This is a genomic window from Rhizobium rosettiformans (assembly GCF_016806065.1).
In the GTDB taxonomy this organism is placed as follows: Bacteria; Pseudomonadota; Alphaproteobacteria; order Rhizobiales; family Rhizobiaceae; genus Allorhizobium.
In genome coordinates, this window is record NZ_CP032405.1 from 156,345 (window position 1) to 171,054 (window position 14,710).

General features: G+C 62.5%; 18 protein-coding genes. 11 read left to right on the forward strand and 7 right to left on the reverse strand.

Going from position 1 to position 14,710, the window contains the following annotated elements; all coding sequences use genetic code 11:
- Positions 1 to 3 precede the first annotated feature (3 nt).
- From D4A92_RS00860 to D4A92_RS00870, 3 genes are all read right to left on the reverse strand, one after another.
- Positions 4 to 1,269, reverse strand: coding sequence for an MgtC/SapB family protein (locus D4A92_RS00860; RefSeq protein WP_203017475.1), 1,266 nt, complete (start codon positions 1,267 to 1,269; stop codon positions 4 to 6).
- 180 nt (positions 1,270 to 1,449) lie between these two features.
- On the reverse strand, positions 1,450 to 2,640 hold the full coding sequence (locus D4A92_RS00865) for a tetratricopeptide repeat protein (RefSeq protein WP_203017477.1): 1,191 nt from the start codon (positions 2,638 to 2,640) through the stop codon (positions 1,450 to 1,452).
- 8 nt (positions 2,641 to 2,648) lie between these two features.
- On the reverse strand, positions 2,649 to 3,296 hold the full coding sequence (locus D4A92_RS00870) for a thiamine phosphate synthase (RefSeq protein WP_203017479.1): 648 nt from the start codon (positions 3,294 to 3,296) through the stop codon (positions 2,649 to 2,651).
- A 104-nt stretch (positions 3,297 to 3,400) separates the two neighbouring features.
- Between D4A92_RS00870 and D4A92_RS00875 the strand changes: the two genes are divergently transcribed.
- Together D4A92_RS00875 and D4A92_RS00880 are read left to right on the forward strand one after the other, a co-directional pair.
- A complete protein-coding gene (locus tag D4A92_RS00875) occupies positions 3,401 to 4,177 on the forward strand; it encodes a sulfite exporter TauE/SafE family protein (protein ID WP_203017481.1) in 777 nt (258 codons plus the stop codon).
- Between the two features lie 84 nt (positions 4,178 to 4,261).
- Positions 4,262 to 4,522, forward strand: coding sequence for an ArsR/SmtB family transcription factor (locus tag D4A92_RS00880; protein ID WP_040300270.1), 261 nt, complete (start codon positions 4,262 to 4,264; stop codon positions 4,520 to 4,522).
- Between the two features lie 145 nt (positions 4,523 to 4,667).
- On the opposite strand, the gene D4A92_RS00885 is transcribed toward D4A92_RS00880, so the two are convergent.
- A complete protein-coding gene (locus D4A92_RS00885; protein WP_069043460.1) occupies positions 4,668 to 4,844 on the reverse strand; it encodes a YdcH family protein in 177 nt (58 codons plus the stop codon).
- A gap of 234 nt (positions 4,845 to 5,078) precedes the next feature.
- Here D4A92_RS00885 and D4A92_RS00890 point away from each other — a divergent pair, with 234 nt between their 5' ends.
- The 6 genes from D4A92_RS00890 (at position 5,079) to D4A92_RS00915 (ending at position 9,059) form a co-directional block, all read left to right on the forward strand.
- Positions 5,079 to 5,282 carry a YdcH family protein gene (locus D4A92_RS00890; protein WP_006726870.1) on the forward strand — a complete coding sequence of 68 codons (204 nt, stop codon included), beginning with the start codon at positions 5,079 to 5,081 and terminating at the stop codon, positions 5,280 to 5,282.
- 17 nt (positions 5,283 to 5,299) lie between these two features.
- Positions 5,300 to 5,800: a 5-(carboxyamino)imidazole ribonucleotide mutase gene (purE, locus tag D4A92_RS00895; RefSeq protein ID WP_203017482.1), complete on the forward strand. Its 501-nt coding sequence runs from the start codon at positions 5,300 to 5,302 to the stop codon at positions 5,798 to 5,800.
- Positions 5,797 to 6,861, forward strand: a complete 1,065-nt coding sequence (locus tag D4A92_RS00900; RefSeq protein WP_203017484.1) for a 5-(carboxyamino)imidazole ribonucleotide synthase — start codon at positions 5,797 to 5,799, stop codon at positions 6,859 to 6,861. The genes purE and D4A92_RS00900 overlap by 4 nt, the downstream gene beginning before the upstream one ends.
- Positions 6,862 to 7,038: 177 nt before the next feature.
- Positions 7,039 to 7,164: a type B 50S ribosomal protein L36 gene (ykgO, locus tag D4A92_RS00905; protein WP_006726873.1), complete on the forward strand. Its 126-nt coding sequence runs from the start codon at positions 7,039 to 7,041 to the stop codon at positions 7,162 to 7,164.
- A 113-nt stretch (positions 7,165 to 7,277) separates the two neighbouring features.
- Positions 7,278 to 7,913 carry a tetratricopeptide repeat protein gene (locus D4A92_RS00910; RefSeq protein WP_203017486.1) on the forward strand — a complete coding sequence of 212 codons (636 nt, stop codon included), beginning with the start codon at positions 7,278 to 7,280 and terminating at the stop codon, positions 7,911 to 7,913.
- Between the two features lie 105 nt (positions 7,914 to 8,018).
- On the forward strand, positions 8,019 to 9,059 hold the full coding sequence (locus D4A92_RS00915) for an alpha/beta fold hydrolase (protein ID WP_425958571.1): 1,041 nt from the start codon (positions 8,019 to 8,021) through the stop codon (positions 9,057 to 9,059).
- A gap of 57 nt (positions 9,060 to 9,116) precedes the next feature.
- Here the strand turns inward: D4A92_RS00915 and pyk are convergent, their stop codons facing one another.
- Together pyk and D4A92_RS00925 are read right to left on the reverse strand one after the other, a co-directional pair.
- Positions 9,117 to 10,556, reverse strand: a complete 1,440-nt coding sequence (gene pyk / locus D4A92_RS00920) for a pyruvate kinase (protein WP_203017489.1) — start codon at positions 10,554 to 10,556, stop codon at positions 9,117 to 9,119.
- Entirely contained in the window at positions 10,556 to 10,945 is a 390-nt protein-coding gene (locus D4A92_RS00925) for a DUF1036 domain-containing protein (protein WP_246754067.1), read from the reverse strand. Before D4A92_RS00925 ends, pyk begins: the two co-directional genes overlap by 1 nt.
- Positions 10,946 to 11,247: 302 nt before the next feature.
- On the opposite strand from D4A92_RS00925, the gene D4A92_RS00930 reads away from it, so the two are divergent.
- The 3 genes from D4A92_RS00930 (at position 11,248) to D4A92_RS00940 (ending at position 12,746) form a co-directional block, all read left to right on the forward strand.
- Entirely contained in the window at positions 11,248 to 12,057 is an 810-nt protein-coding gene (locus tag D4A92_RS00930; RefSeq protein WP_203017493.1) for an N-formylglutamate amidohydrolase, read from the forward strand.
- Between the two features lie 11 nt (positions 12,058 to 12,068).
- Positions 12,069 to 12,374, forward strand: a complete 306-nt coding sequence (locus D4A92_RS00935) for a DUF1244 domain-containing protein (RefSeq protein WP_203017495.1) — start codon at positions 12,069 to 12,071, stop codon at positions 12,372 to 12,374.
- 105 nt (positions 12,375 to 12,479) lie between these two features.
- Complete coding sequence (locus D4A92_RS00940) at positions 12,480 to 12,746, forward strand: DUF2312 domain-containing protein (RefSeq protein WP_006726882.1); 267 nt, start codon at positions 12,480 to 12,482, stop codon at positions 12,744 to 12,746.
- 79 nt (positions 12,747 to 12,825) lie between these two features.
- On the opposite strand, the gene D4A92_RS00945 is transcribed toward D4A92_RS00940, so the two are convergent.
- Entirely contained in the window at positions 12,826 to 14,658 is a 1,833-nt protein-coding gene (locus tag D4A92_RS00945; RefSeq protein WP_203017497.1) for a DUF882 domain-containing protein, read from the reverse strand.
- Between the last annotated feature and the right edge of the window lie 52 nt (positions 14,659 to 14,710).

A 14,710-nucleotide genomic window follows, 5' to 3' on the forward strand; every position in this document is an offset into this window, starting at 1 on the left:
GGCTCAGACGTGCCCTGCAGCAAAGGTGACGAGCAGGCCGCCAGCCACGGCAAGCGCCGATGCGGCTGCAAGCCGAAGCGAGAAACCACGGCTACCTGCGACCGCCGCATAGACCACTTTCGCCACCATGTTGGCGGTCACGGCAATCCCGACCGCAATGAGCGCCACGTCGAGAGAGAGCGCAGGCAGCATGCCGGCGACCGTGACCGTCGCCGCATCGACATCAGCAAGCGCCGTCAGGGCCGAGACCACATAAAGGCCGCCGTCACCGAAGATCTGGCTTGCCGCACGCGCGATGAAGGCGATGACGGTGATCAGAACAGCCATCTTGATGACCTGCGACAGCTCGAACGGATTACCGGGCAGGTCTGCCTCCGACGCCGTGTCGGCGCGAGCGATGGCCGTCATGGCTCCTGCCAGCATGACTCCACCGGCAACGAGTAGGCCGGGCAACAGGCGCCAGCCGAGCGCCGGAGCGAGCGCGAGGAGAAGAAGCGCCGTCCGGAAAAGTGAGACGCTGCCGGCAGCGATCGCACCGGCTGCGGGACCGGCGGCCACTGCCGTGTTCTGGCTCTGGCGCGCCATGGCGAGCGTCGTTGCAGTCGAGGAGACAAGCCCACCCACGGCACCGGCGATGAGATCCCCGCGCCCGCCACCGATCAGCCGGACGGCGACGTAGCCAACATAGGAAATGGAGGCGAGCATGATGACCAGGATCACGAGACTGCGGGGCGAGACCCCGCCGAACGGGCCATAGGGATCAGCCGGAATGAGCGGCAGGAGCACGAAGCCCATGGCAAGCAGCACGACCGCCGAGCGGAGCTCGATCCACGTCAGCCGCCGGATCGCGGCATGCAGGAACTCGCGGCTGGCAAGGATCGTGACCGTGGCAGCGCCCGCCGCAGAGGCAACCGACATATCGCCCGCAACAGCAAGCGCACCGAGGCCAAACGTGGTGATGCCGGCAATGACGGTCGTCGCGCTGAACGAGCCTTCGGCCCGCGCCTCCATCAGGCCAAACAGCAGGAGAACCACGGCAATCACGATCAGGAAGCTCGCAATAATGAGCCCGGACAGTCCGGACGGCGTCATGCCTTGATCAAGAAGCCCGCCGATCCCGCCGGTCATTCCAATTAGCGTGAAGGTACGGATCCCGGCGATGCGCGCCCCCTCGGGCTCGTCGCGCTCGCGCCAGTGGCGTTCGACGCCGATGGCGGCACCGATGGCGATCGCAAGCCCGAGACGTTGAAAGACATCGATGAGATCCATGACCGCCGCCCTTCCCTTGATACCAGATCTCGACAGCAGGAACCGATGGGATCGGCCCCACCTATCCTGCAGGCCAAGAGAGATCGGCTAGGCGCGCCGCACCTCGCCGATGGCCTCTGACGGCCATCCTATACGTATCTACTATAGAGACTTGGTATACAGCGGCAGAACCTGGTCTCGTCAGATCCGACGGAAGCGGTTGGCGAGATCGATCGCCTGCTTCTGCTGTTCTTCGTTCAGTCCCAGATAGAAGTCCTCAAGCGCCGGATCCTTCAGCCCCGCGCGACGCGACAGCACATACCACTTGGCGGCTTCGACCGGATTGGGGCCAGTTCCGAGCGCATTGATATAAAGATGGGCGATCCGGTTCTGGGCAACCACATTCCCACGCGCAGCTGCAATGCTCAGCCAGCGATAGCCGGCCTCGTAGTCGCGGGGGCCGTTATAGCCGTTCACGAGCCATAGCCCCATGTCGAGCTGGGCGGTGTCGAAACCGGCGCGAGCCGCCCGCATCATCCATTCGCGAGCCCGCGCCTTCTTTTCCGGCGGCACGTCCTTCAACGCGGAATAGACCTGCGCCAGCGCATACTGCGCATCGGCAATCCCCTGCTCGGCAGCCTTTTCGTAATAGGGCATGGCGGCGGTCAGGCCGCGTACACCGGGCGTGCCCGACACCAGGATCTGCGCCCAGTTGAACTGCGCCGAGGCATTGCCGGCATCGGCCGCGCGCCGCATGTAATCATCGGCCTTGGCTCTGTCCTGCGGCACTTCACGCCCCTCCATCAGGAGAAGCGCATATTTGAACATGGCAGACGGATCGCCGCCCTGGGCAGCCTGACCATACCAGAAGGCAGCGCCTTTCAGGTCACGCTTCACACCGAGCCCGCGCGACATGATTTCCGCAAGCAGTGTCTGCGCCGCGGGATCACCGAGCTGAGCGCGCGGCAGCGCCTTGTCGACGGCCGTCAGGAAGAGCCCGCGCTGGAAAGCGCCATAGGCCTCGTCGGGCTTTCCATCATAGGGCTTTTCCGGCGGCAGTTCCGGCAGCGGTGCGCCCATGCGCAGGTAGATATTGATGCCCTGCAACTCGTCCGGCTTATCGTCCGCGGTCGGCTTGCCGCCCTTTGTCACAGGCGGCAGGGAATCCCGGTCACCGCGATCGAGCGTATTGGCGTCGCCCGTGCTGCTGCTGGGCCGTGCCCCGCGTTCGATCTCGCCCGCTTCGTCGGGATCGGCCGGCAGGATGGCCGGCGCGTCGCCGATCTCCAGACCATCCTCGCTCTCCTGTCCGAGCACCGGGCTGGCCAAGGCGAGGCATGCCCCGGCGAGCGCGGCGAGAATCAGGCGATGATGGGACGAGATTGAACGCATGAGGCGGTTCAATCTTCAAACCGTGGCGCTTTTTCGTCAAGCTCGGCATTCACCCGGGTCACAATCGCGGCAGCTTGTGCCGGATCGGCAAAGACGGCCTTGCCGAGCGCCACGAATTCCACGCCGCTTTCGGCAACGATGACGGCCGAGGAGGGGTCGGTTCCGCCCATGACGATGGCCGGGATCTCGATCATCGACGACCACCATTCGCCGAGCGCGACATTCTTCGAGTGCGCCTCCGGCTTGATGTCGCCGTCGAGTTTGCCGAAGAAGATATAGTCGGGCTGGATCTCGCCCATTTCCAGCGCATGGTGGCGGTCCATGGCATTGCCACCGCCGACGATCAGCTTCGGCGCATGCTTCTCGACAGCCTCGGCAAGCGCTTCGGCATTGCCGCTGACATGCAGTCCATCCGCCTTCACACGCCCGGCGACGCGGCTGTTATCGACGACGAGCGCAGCAGCACCCGCCTCCTGGATGACCGGAACCAGCATCTCGGCATGCTTCTGGAAGACGGTGTCGTCGAGCTCGTATTGCGGGATGATGACCGATGCGACATCGCCGCCGCGCAGCGCATTGCCGAGCACTTCGGCGCGCTCGGCGGGATCCGCCATATCGGGAACGATGAGGACCAGGCGGCAGCGATTATCGATCATGCGCGGTGTTTCCGTGTGCGGGACAGGTCCGTTTCTCAGGATTTCGTCCTCGTTTTCTCTAGACAAATCCGATAGACCGCTCTTCCGAAAGGATCAACCGCGCAATGCTGACAGACCCGAACTTCTATGCCGTCGCCATTCCCGCGGTTGCCCTTGTCGGCCTGTCGAAAGGCGGCCTTGGCGGCGCTTTTGCGCTGATCGGCGTGCCCCTCCTCGCCTTCGCCGTACCGCCGATGCAGGCCGCCGCCATCTTCCTGCCGATCCTTCTCGTCATGGATGCCGTCGCACTCTGGGCCTGGCGCCATCACAACAATCGCGCAACGCTCGTTGCCATGCTGCCGGGTGCCGTCATCGGCATCGGACTTGGCTGGGCGACATCGACCTATGTTTCGGCGGATGCGATGCGCCTGGTTCTCGGCGGCATTTCGATCGTCTTTTCGCTCAAATATTTCCTCGAAAGCTGGGCGGCCTACAAGGGACAGGAAACGGCACCCGCAGCCCAGCGCCCTGTCGCGGGCTCCTTCTGGGGCTCTCTTGCCGGTTATGCGAGCTTCGTTGCCCATGCTGGCGGCCCGCCCTTCCAGATCTATGTCCTGCCGCTGAAGCTCGATCCGCTGACCTATACCGGAACCTCCACACGCTTCTTCGCCATCCTCAACGCGATCAAGGTCATCCCCTATTTTGCGCTCGGAGAACTGGACGCGACCAATCTCAGCCTGTCGGCTGCCCTCTTGCCGATTGCGCTGGTGTCGACGCTCGCCGGAGCCCGCCTCGTGCATTACCTGAGACCGGCGATCTTCTATCCGTTGATGTACGGCATGGTCCTGATCGCCGGCAGCAAGCTGGCCTGGGACGGCACCCGGGGGCTTTTCGGCATTTGACACGCGATTTCGTGTTCGGCCATGGCTTGCTGCAGCGCACATCGGCGCTTGCCGCGGAGGGGCCTTTGACATAACCTTTCCGGCATGACGAACGCAGACCCGTTCATGGCGATCGCAGACCCGAACCGGCGGCATATCCTCGAGGATCTGCGTCGGGGGGAAAAGACCGTGAACGAACTTGCCGCGCAGCTGCCGATCAGCCGCCCTGCGGTCTCGCAACATCTGAAAGCATTGCTCGACAGCGGCCTCGTCGATGTCCGCTCCGAAGGCACGCGGCGGATCTATGTGATCAATCGACCCGGCTTCGACCGCATGAACATGTGGCTCGACCAGTTCTGGTCCTGAAACTCAGAAAACACTCTTCAACGCAAAACAAAAGCCCCGAAGTCATGTGAACTCCGGGGCTGAGGGTGCTGTCTTGGCTGCTTCATGAATACATCGGGATCGGTCTTTGGGTCCGCCAGATCCCGGCGCAGCCGGAAGGGTGGGATCAGTGGCGTGTGGAGGCCCTCAGGCGTTCCATTTCATCCTTGAGACGCAGTTTCAGGCGCTTCAGTTCGGCAATGTGCCGGTCATCGATGGAGGGGGATGCAAGCGCGTCATGGAGCTTTTCCTCGAGGGCTCCATGCTTCTTCTGCAGCGATTCAAGATGAGCCTGTATGGTCATTTGATGCGTCCTTCCTTATCGCCTACCTCCAGCCCTCATCCGCTGGAGTTTCAGGCTTTGCGAAGATAATGTGACACGAGAAATGCGGTTTGTCGAAGGCGAATTGGCCAAAAACGACCTCGAAAATCGGAGACAAGGATAACTTCCCGTTACCGGTATTTGGTGATAGGAGCTTGCGCGAATCTTCGGGGCATCCTTAAAGGATGGGCCACACGGCGATAATGGGGAACAAGCATGGCCGATCAGGAACAGGCCGACGTCAGGCTTTCGTTGGCACGGCTTCGCCAGGAACATGAAGACTATGATGCGGCGATCAATGCCATGATCACGACCGGCTGCGACGCCCTTCGGATTCAGCGCATGAAGAAGAAGAAACTATCCATCAAGGACAAGATCACCGCGCTGGAAGACCAGATCATTCCCGACATCATCGCCTGAAGGCACAAGGATACGAGATGACAGCTGAGTGCCCGCCCGTCGCCATCATCATGGGAAGCCAGTCCGACTGGGAAACCATGAAGAATGCCGCCGACACGCTCGACGCACTCGGCGTCTCCTATGAAGCCCGCATCGTTTCGGCACATCGCACGCCCGATCGCATGGTGGCCTTTGCCAAGGGCGCCCGCGACGAGGGCTTCAAGGTGATTATCGCCGGCGCCGGCGGCGCTGCCCACCTGCCGGGCATGGTCGCCTCGATGACCAATCTGCCCGTCTTCGGCGTGCCCGTTCAGTCGAAAACGATGTCCGGCCTCGACAGCCTCTATTCCATCGTCCAGATGCCCGCCGGCATTCCCGTCGGAACGCTTGCCATTGGCCGCGCTGGCGCCGTCAACGCCGCCTTGCTCGCCGCCCGCGTGCTCGCCGCCTTCGACGAAGAACTGGCCGACCGCCTCGACGAATGGGTCGAGCGCCAAACGGCATCGGTCGCTGAATACCCCGTGGACGAGGCCCCATGACCATCCGCACCATCGGCATCATCGGTGGGGGCCAGCTTGGCCGCATGCTGGCCATGTCCGCCGCCCGGCTGAATTTCCGCACCGTGATTCTCGAGCCGCAGGCCGACAGCCCCGCTGAGCAGGTGGCCAATCAGCAGATCACGGCCGCCTATGACGATCCGGCAGCGCTGGCAGAACTCGCCCGCCTTTGCGACGTCGTCACCTATGAATTCGAAAACGTCCCCGTTTCGGCCGCCGAGACGCTGGCTGCCAGCGTGCCCGTCTATCCGCCGCCAAAGGCTCTCGAGGTTGCCCAGGATCGTGTGACGGAAAAACGTTTCCTCAACGCATCCGGCATCGAGACCGCCCGCTTCCACGCCGTGGACAGCCAGGCCGACCTCGAAGCGGCCCTCACCGATTTCGGCGGTGAAGGCGTGCTGAAGACCCGCCGCCTCGGTTACGACGGCAAGGGCCAGAGGGTCTATCGCAAGGGCGACAGCTCAGACGGCGGCTATGAGGCACTCGGCTCGGTACCGCTCATTCTCGAAAGCTTCGTGCCCTTCGTTCGCGAGATCTCGATCATCGCCGCCCGCGGCACTGATGGCGAAGTCCGCTGCTACGACCCGACCGAGAATGTTCATCGGGGCGGCATCCTGCACACCTCGACCCAGCCTGCCGCGATCACGCAGGACACGGCCAAGGCCGCCCGCGAGGCCGCGACCAGGCTGCTCGACGCCCTGGCCTATGTCGGCGTCGTCGGCATGGAGTTCTTCGTGCTTGAAGACGGCAGCCTGATCGCCAACGAGATCGCGCCCCGCGTACACAATTCCGGCCACTGGACGGAGGCTGCCTGCATGGTCTCGCAGTTCGAGCAGCACATCCGCGCGGTCGCCTCTCTGCCGCTCGGCGACACCGTGCGCCACTCCGATTGCGTGATGACGAATCTGATCGGCGACGACATCGATTCTGTCCCCGCATGGCTCGCAAAGCCGAACGTGCTCGTCCATCTCTACGGCAAGACGGAAGCCCGCCCTGGTCGCAAGATGGGTCATGTGACCGAAATCCTGCCGTTTCGCGACTGATTTTCCCGGTTTTTTAGCAGGATGCGTCCCGCATTTTCGGCCTGAGATGTTGACATGGCGGCCTCCCTCGGGCTAATTGCCGCCAACTCTTCAGGGGCGCGCCCAGCGGCGCGCTTTTGATTGTTTAGAACAGTGGGTGAATGACACATTCCCCGACAATCGTTGTGGACCAGAAAAATGAAGATCAAGAACTCGCTGAAAGCGCTTAAGGCCCGTCATCGCGACAACCGTCTGGTTCGCCGCAAGGGCCGTATCTACATCATCAACAAGCAGAACCCGCGCTTCAAGGCTCGCCAGGGCTGATGCCCCGGGATCTCCGGATCCCATGAGCCGGACGGACTGCCCGCTGCATCTGCGGCGTGTTGATATCGGAAATTTGAGTTTGAAAGACGGCGCTGAGGGACTAACTTCCCTTCATGCGCCGTTTTTCTTTGCGACTCGCCCTCACCCTCCCGCTTCTGCCCGCCCTGCTCTTTGCAGGCACCGTCGCCGCACAGGCGCCGGAAGAGCAAGGGAGCACACAGGCAAATGAGATGCCTGTCGAACAGATCCCGCTCAGGCCGCCAGCAAAGCCGAAGACTGTCGATGATCTGCTCGCCGAACTGAAGAGAGAGCGCAACCCGCAGGCGGCCCGCCAGATCGCCAATTCCACGATGGCGACCTGGAGCGACTCGTCTAGCCCGACGGTCAACCTCCTGATGCAGTGGTCTGCGAAGGCCGCCGCCGAGAAGCGCAACGCGGCCGCCCTCGACTTCATCGACCAGGCGATCATCCTGAAACCGGATTTCGTCGGCGCGTGGAATCAGCGCGCAACGCTGCATTTCACCATGGGCAACTACAAGAAATCCGTCTCCGATATTGAAAAGGTGCTGGAACTGGAGCCCCGCCACTTCGGCGCCATCGCCGGCCTTGCCGGCATCCTCACCGAACGCGGCAGCAAGGATGCAGCACTCAAGGCCTGGGAACGCTATCTCGAAGTCTTCCCCGCCGACCGCGAGGCCCAGGAGATCGTCGCCAAACTGTCGGAAGAACTGGCCGGCCAGCGGACGTGAGGTAGCATCGACCTCCCTTGACGAACGGCACAGCCGCACGATCTTGTTGCCATATCGTCCAGCCCGGAAGCTTCGCTCTTGCTCCTCCCCCGTATCGGTTTCGTCTTGCTCGTCATCCTTCTGGTCCTCATCGCCGTGCTCGCGGCGCTCGCCATTGCCACGCAACTCCGTGCCCGAGCCATTGAGGCGAAGACACCGAACATCGGTGAGCTCATCGATGTCGGCGGCTTTCGTCTAAACGCTCTTCACGTGCCCGCAAGCCCCGAGGCCGACCTGCCGCCGATCGTGTTCATCCACGGCGCTTCAGGAAACCTCAGGGATCAGGCGGGCGCCTTCCTGCAGCCCTTGAGGGGCCGCGCTGAGCTTCTCTTCGTCGATCGCCCGGGTCACGGCTATTCGGAGCGCGGCGGCAAGGAGAACGACACGCCGGACGGACAAGCCAACGCCATCGCGCGGCTGATGGAGGAAAAGGGCATCGAGCGGGCAATTATCGTCGGCCATTCCTTCGGCGGCGCGATCACCGCAAGTTTCGGCGTTTTGCATCCCGACAAGGTGGAAGGCCTCGTCTTCCTGGCGGCTGCCACCCATCCCTGGCCAGGAGGCGTCGACTGGTACTACCACCTGGCCTCTGCGCCGGTGATCGGACCGATCTTCTGCCACACGCTGGCTTTGCATGCGGGCATGATGCGTATCGAGCCGGCGACGGAGCATGTCTTCGCCCCCAACCCAAGTCCGGAAACCTATGTAGAGGACACCGGCCCGGCGCTTGTCCTGCGTCCTTCCGCCTTCCGCTCCAACGCCACGGATGTCGCCGGCCTGCATGCTTATGTGACCGCCTTCGCTCCACGCTACCGCGAGATCACCAAGCCGACGGTTGTCATCACCGGCGACAGCGACGAGATCGTGCTGGAGGAGATCCATTCCAAAGGCCTCGCCCGCGACATCGCCGGCTCCGAACTCGTCTGGATCGCGGGGCTCGGGCACAAGCCGGACTACATCGTGACGGAGATCGCCATCGCCGGCATCGAGACGGTTGCGGGCAAGGAGCGCGATCTACAGACCATGGCGCGCAAAGTGGAGCCACGTCTTGCGGCAAGCCGGGTGGTCCCGGCAGGCTCCGCGCCATCGCTGCAGGCTGGCCAATAATCGAGCACTAAAAAAGCCGCCCGAAGGCGGCTTTTCCAGATCAAGGATGCGGTTGGCTCATACGCCCGACTGACCGTCGGAACCGATATAGGCGATGCGCAGCATGTTGGTCGAACCGGGTGTGCCGAGCGGCACGCCGGCCGACATGATGATGCGGTCACCCGGCTTGCCGAAACCTTCTTCGACGACGATGCGGCAGGCACGGTTGACCATGTCGTCGAGATCCGTCGGCTCAGAGGAAACGACACAGTGCAGGCCCCAGACGACCGACAGGCGACGCGCGGTGTGGATGACCGGCGAAAGCGCGATGATCGGCACTTCGGGACGCTCGCGCGAGGCGCGCAGACCGGTATTGCCCGATGACGTGTAGCAGACGATCGCCTGCAGACGCAGCGTCTCGGCGATCTGGCGGGCAGCCAGCGAGATGGCGTCGGCGCCGGTCGCTTCCGGCTGGGCGCGCTGGGCATAGATGATGCCCGGATAGTGAGGCTCGCGCTCGACAGTGTGGGCGATGGACGCCATGGTGGCGACAGCCTCGACCGGATACTGGCCGGAGGCAGACTCAGCCGACAGCATGATGGCGTCGGCGCCTTCGAAGACGGCGGTCGCGACGTCAGAGACTTCGGCGCGGGTTGGGACCGGTGCCGTGATCATCGATTCCAGCATCTGGGTGGCCACGACAACCGGCTTGCCTTCGCGACGGCAGGCGCGGATCAGCTGCTTCTGGATGCCGGGCACGCGCTCGAGCGGCATTTCAACGCCAAGGTCACCACGGGCGACCATCAGAGCGTCGGAGAGCGCGATGATCTCGTCGATGCGCTCGATCGCCTGCGGCTTTTCGATCTTCGACATCAGGCCAACGCGGCCCTTGGCGATCTTGCGGACTTCCGCCAGATCTTCCGGGCGCTGAATGAAGGAGAGTGCCACCCAGTCGACATCATTGGTGGCGAGCACGGCATCAAGGTCGGCGCGGTCCTTGTCGGTGAGAACACCGGTCGCGAGAATGGTGTCGGGCAGGCTCACACCCTTGCGGTCAGAGATCTTCGTGCCCGAAACGACTTCCGTTACGATCGTCTTGCCGTCGCATTTGACAGCCTTCAGATGCAGCTTGCCGTCATCGATGAGCAAACGGTCACCAACTTTGACCGATTCGAGAATTTCAGGATGCGGCAGGTAGACGCGGCTTGCATCACCGGGCGCTTCGTTGCTGTCCAGCGTGAAGGTCTGGCCGGGCTTCAGCTCGACAGTCGTTTCGGCAAACTTGCCCACACGCAGTTTCGGACCCTGCAGGTCGGCAAGGATACCGATCGGGCGACCACAGGCGGCCTCGACGTTACGAATGCGCTGGATGAGCGTCCGCAGCATCTCATGGCTCGAATGGCTCATGTTGATGCGGAAAAGATCGGCCCCTGCTTCGTGCAGTTTCCGGATCATCGCCTCATCGGAAGAGGCGGGACCAAGCGTGGCGAGGATCTTTACTTTGCGGTTTCGCTTCATCAGTTCTGGCTTTCCTGGGTGCCCGACGTATCAGACAGCTGGACCATCCAGCTCCCCTGCCTGCCGGTGTCGTATTCCTTGAATCCCATCTGCTGATAGCCGCGTGCGAAGCAGTCCTTCACACCAACGATCTTGAACTCGTTTTCGGCGACACACATGTTGATGTCACCGGTCCAGCGACCACCGCGAGCGGCATCCTCAGCATAGAGATAATAATAGCGCGACTGGAGTTCGCCCTCGATGAGGGATGCACAGGTGCCGGCAGGGACCTGCCACCAGCCTTCCGTGATCCAGCCCTCTTCTGCCCGGTAGCCGACTGCGACCCCGACCAAGTTCTGCGTGCCGTTGCAGACACGAAACTCGGCTTGGGCAGCAGAGGCTGCCAGCATGGGCGAAAATAGCGCACCCGCGATCAGGAGGGGCTTCAGAAAACGTGCCGCAGCACGGTCAAAAGTCTGTCTGATCGGGTGATGCACGATTGCCGCCGGAACTCCAAAAATGCGCATGGGATGCCTTCTTGCGATGCTGACCAGAGAATGTCAACGCAACTCTAATCGATTATATTTTCTGCCTTTGGCCAGTCTCAAAACCTATATGTTCGATCTTGGCACAAACGTGACAGCCATGAAAGCTTGCGCTCCCCCATTCCCCATGCGATCAAGCGCTTGTACCAGACGATGGCTTCAAACTGATGAATGTTTCCCCCGTTTTCGAGATTTTGGATGGCCGTTTAGACGCCGGCCTGGTGCTCCTCGCCGACCACGCGACGAATATCGTGCCCGAGCCCTATGGCAGACTTGGCCTGCCCGATAGCGCCTTCGGCCGTCACATTGCCTATGACATCGGTATCGAGCCGCTGACGCGGCAGCTGGCCGCCCGCCTCGGCGTCCCCGCCGTCATGTCGCGCTTCTCCCGCCTGCTGATCGATCCGAATCGCGGCGAGGATGACCCGACGATTATCATGCGCATCTCTGACGGCGCCATCGTGCCAGGGAACCATCCGATCACGTCAGAGGAATGGCAGCACCGCATCGAGACCTATCATCGGCCCTACCACGGTGCGGTCTCCGATGTGATCGCCAAGGTCGCCGAAGCGTCGGGCAAGGCGCCGCTCGTTCTCTCGCTGCATTCCTATACCCCAGCCTGGAAGGGCGTGCCTCGCCCATGGCATGCGGCCGTCCTTTGGGACACAGATGGACGGGCTGTCCGCCCCCTGATTGACGGACTGGAAGCCGCAGGAGACATTCTGGTCGGCGACAACGAACCCTATGACGGCGCCCTGAAGGGCGACACCATGTATCGCCATTGCATGATCACGGGAATTCCGCATGCGCTTCTCGAAGTGCGGCAGGATCTGATTGCAGATGAGGCCGGCGTCACCGCCTGGGCCGATCGCCTCGCACCGATCTTCGAACGCCTCAATGCCGACCCGAAGCTGCACGAGTATGAAATCCACGCCTCGCGGACCGGCCCCTACCCCGCGCAGCCCATCACGCCCTGAAGGAGGACAGCATGACGCTCCCCACAAAGGACCAGCAGACCGAACTCGAAGCGGCCGCCTTTCGCCGGCTCGTATCCCATCTGCGCAATCGCCCCGACGTCCAGAACATCGATATGATGAACCTCGCCGGCTTTTGCAGAAACTGTCTGTCGAACTGGTATCTCGACGCCGCCAAGGAAAGCGGTATCGACCTCACCAAGGACGAAAGCCGCGAGATCGTCTACGGCATGCCCTATGACGCTTGGAAGTCGCTCCATCAGCGCGAAGCAAGCGCCGAGCAGCGTCAAGCATTCGAAAGGAACCGCCCGAAGGAATGACGCGCTCCACAAGCTTTGGGACTTGACGCGGACGCTGCTTCGCGGCACGTGGACGCCACGAAAACCATCCCGAGAATGCCATCCCCGCAATGAAGGAGATTGCCCATGACTGATGCCGCTCACGGCGTCGCCCGCGACCAGCTCCGTGCCTTTGTCGAACGCATCGAGCGCCTGGAAGAAGAAAAGAAGACCATCGCCGACGACATCAAGGATGTCTACGGCGAAGCCAAGTCCATGGGCTTCGACACGAAGATCCTCAAGAAGGTCATCGCGCTTCGCAAGAAAGACGACCAGGAGCGAATGGAAGAGGATCTTATCCTCGACACCTACCTGCACGCGCTCGGCATGATCGAAAGCCCGCCGGAAGGCTGAGGCAGACGCATCGCGACCTACAAAAAAACCCGCCGATCCGGCGGGTTTCTTTTTGTCTGCAATCTGGAAAAGCCTGGGATCAGGGAGCTCCGAAGCGGCTCGGATCGACCGTGGTGGCATCGAGGCGGAACCCGTCAGGAACAGCGGTCGGGGGTGCCACGAGCGAACGCGACACGACGCGCGGGGCCTTCACCGGCTTGGCGACGGATTCAAACTTGCCCTGGTTTAGCGCCCACTGCTCGATCATGTTCTTGGTGAGCTGGGTGCCACCATACATGGCCATGTGTGCGCGCTCTGCATCTTCCTGTCCCGGACGACCGCCCTTCTTCGGCACGACTGCATCGGCGTCTGCCACTGGCTCGGACGGTGCATCGAACATGTCGCCGAACTGTGCGGTCGACTCGACGCTGGCTTCCTGCTGTGGCGGGATCGACGCCATTTCGACAGGCTTTGCAGCCGGCGCCGGTGCGGCACGAAGCTCGGCCTGAGCGGGCGCGCTCGACGGGATCGGTGCGGCCATTTCCGGCATGGTGCTGTCTTCCAGGGCGGCAGCGGCCTCAGGCGACAGGATCGCCTGTTCGACTTCATCCACTTCCGCTTCGGCTTCCGCCTGGGCGGAGGCGAGCAGCGCCTCGGCGACCTGCGGACGGGCTGCTGGCACAGGAACAGTCATACCATCCGCAAGCATCATCGCATTTGCCGTATTCGGATCAATCGAGGCCGTCATGACGCCTTCCGCTACGCCAGCCTGCGGCCGTGCCTGCAGGAGCGTCGGAACCGGTACGTTCAGGGCCGCAAGGTCGGGGAATTCATTCGCCGCCGGTGTGGGCACGCCGCTTGCCACCTGTTGCAGCGCATCTTCGGCGGCGTTGCGCGGTGGCTGATAAAGCGCAACGGCAAGGCTGTTGTCGGCCGGACGCAGCGAGGGTCGCGCCTGGGGAACTGGCGCATCCGCAGCGTCGACGCCAGGAAGCGTATTGGCGACCATCACAGGCTCGGACGCCGTCACGACGGGTTCCTGGCGCGGCGCGGCCGGAGCTGGCTGCGCCGTGGCCGGACGAGCGGCGGGTTGCGGCACATCCTCAACCTCATCCTCGTCGCCACCGCCGAACAGCATGGCAAGAAAGTTGCGCGGACGCCCGCGGGTCTTTTCCTCGGCGATCATGACGGTATTGCCGGACGCGACGCGGCGCTTGTATTCGGCCAGCGCCTGCTGGTAGCCCGGCAGCGGCTTGCCGTCGGAGGGAATATGGACGGTCTTGCCGTCAGGGAAGAGACGCACGAGATCCTGACGGTTCATGCGCGGCCAGGCACGCACACCGGCAACGTCCATGTGAACGAAAGGCGAGCCGGAATTCGGATAAAAGCCAACGCCGCCAGCCTGCATCTTCACGCCGATTTCGCGCAGCGTCTTCAGGGGAACACCGGGGATGTAGAAATCCATCGCCGTGCCGCGCATGTGCTGGCTTTCCTTCGCCACACCCTGGGAGCGCGAACGCAGCATGTTGTTCGTCGCAGGCGAACGATAGGCTGAGACGACCTTGATGTATCCCTTGGCACGCGACTGGCGATAAACTTCCCAGACAAGATCGAAGAGGCGCGGGTCCATCTTCGTCGGCTCGTTGCGGCGCCAGTCACGGAGAATATAATTGAGTTGTTTCAGACCCTTAGGGTCATAGCGGCCATTACGCTTGAAGGTGATCGATGCCTTCTCGCCGGTATGAACGAATTCAATGTTGAGCGTACGGGTCTCAGCACGCGCAGCGGCGGCATTTCCAAACAGGAAGCAGAAGCTCATGAGAAGGGCGGCAAAAAGCGAAGACAACAGCCGGTTCACCGGCTGCGCAGACGCAAGCCGGATTTTGCGCTCGTTTTGTCCATAGAGCGCGCTGATGTCCTGCGATGCCTGCAATGCAATCCCCGTCCGAAAGACTACGTCCCACGCCAACCGAAATGAACGTCAA

Coding starts and splice junctions, on each gene's coding strand:
- D4A92_RS00880 (WP_040300270.1), top strand. CDS start 4,262: ATGACGAACGCAGACCCGTTCATGGCGATCGCAGACCCGAACCGGCGG.
- D4A92_RS00865 (WP_203017477.1), bottom strand. CDS start 2,640: ATGCGTTCAATCTCGTCCCATCATCGCCTGATTCTCGCCGCGCTCGCC.
- D4A92_RS00925 (WP_246754067.1), bottom strand. CDS start 10,945: ATGCTGGCAGCCTCTGCTGCCCAAGCCGAGTTTCGTGTCTGCAACGGC.
- D4A92_RS00870 (WP_203017479.1), bottom strand. CDS start 3,296: ATGATCGATAATCGCTGCCGCCTGGTCCTCATCGTTCCCGATATGGCG.
- ykgO (WP_006726873.1), top strand. CDS start 7,039: ATGAAGATCAAGAACTCGCTGAAAGCGCTTAAGGCCCGTCATCGCGAC.
- D4A92_RS00885 (WP_069043460.1), bottom strand. CDS start 4,844: ATGACCATACAGGCTCATCTTGAATCGCTGCAGAAGAAGCATGGAGCC.
- D4A92_RS00900 (WP_203017484.1), top strand. CDS start 5,797: ATGACCATCCGCACCATCGGCATCATCGGTGGGGGCCAGCTTGGCCGC.
- D4A92_RS00890 (WP_006726870.1), top strand. CDS start 5,079: ATGGCCGATCAGGAACAGGCCGACGTCAGGCTTTCGTTGGCACGGCTT.
- purE (WP_203017482.1), top strand. CDS start 5,300: ATGACAGCTGAGTGCCCGCCCGTCGCCATCATCATGGGAAGCCAGTCC.
- D4A92_RS00860 (WP_203017475.1), bottom strand. CDS start 1,269: ATGGATCTCATCGATGTCTTTCAACGTCTCGGGCTTGCGATCGCCATC.
- D4A92_RS00935 (WP_203017495.1), top strand. CDS start 12,069: ATGACGCTCCCCACAAAGGACCAGCAGACCGAACTCGAAGCGGCCGCC.
- D4A92_RS00875 (WP_203017481.1), top strand. CDS start 3,401: ATGCTGACAGACCCGAACTTCTATGCCGTCGCCATTCCCGCGGTTGCC.
- D4A92_RS00940 (WP_006726882.1), top strand. CDS start 12,480: ATGACTGATGCCGCTCACGGCGTCGCCCGCGACCAGCTCCGTGCCTTT.
- D4A92_RS00910 (WP_203017486.1), top strand. CDS start 7,278: ATGCGCCGTTTTTCTTTGCGACTCGCCCTCACCCTCCCGCTTCTGCCC.
- D4A92_RS00930 (WP_203017493.1), top strand. CDS start 11,248: ATGAATGTTTCCCCCGTTTTCGAGATTTTGGATGGCCGTTTAGACGCC.
- pyk (WP_203017489.1), bottom strand. CDS start 10,556: ATGAAGCGAAACCGCAAAGTAAAGATCCTCGCCACGCTTGGTCCCGCC.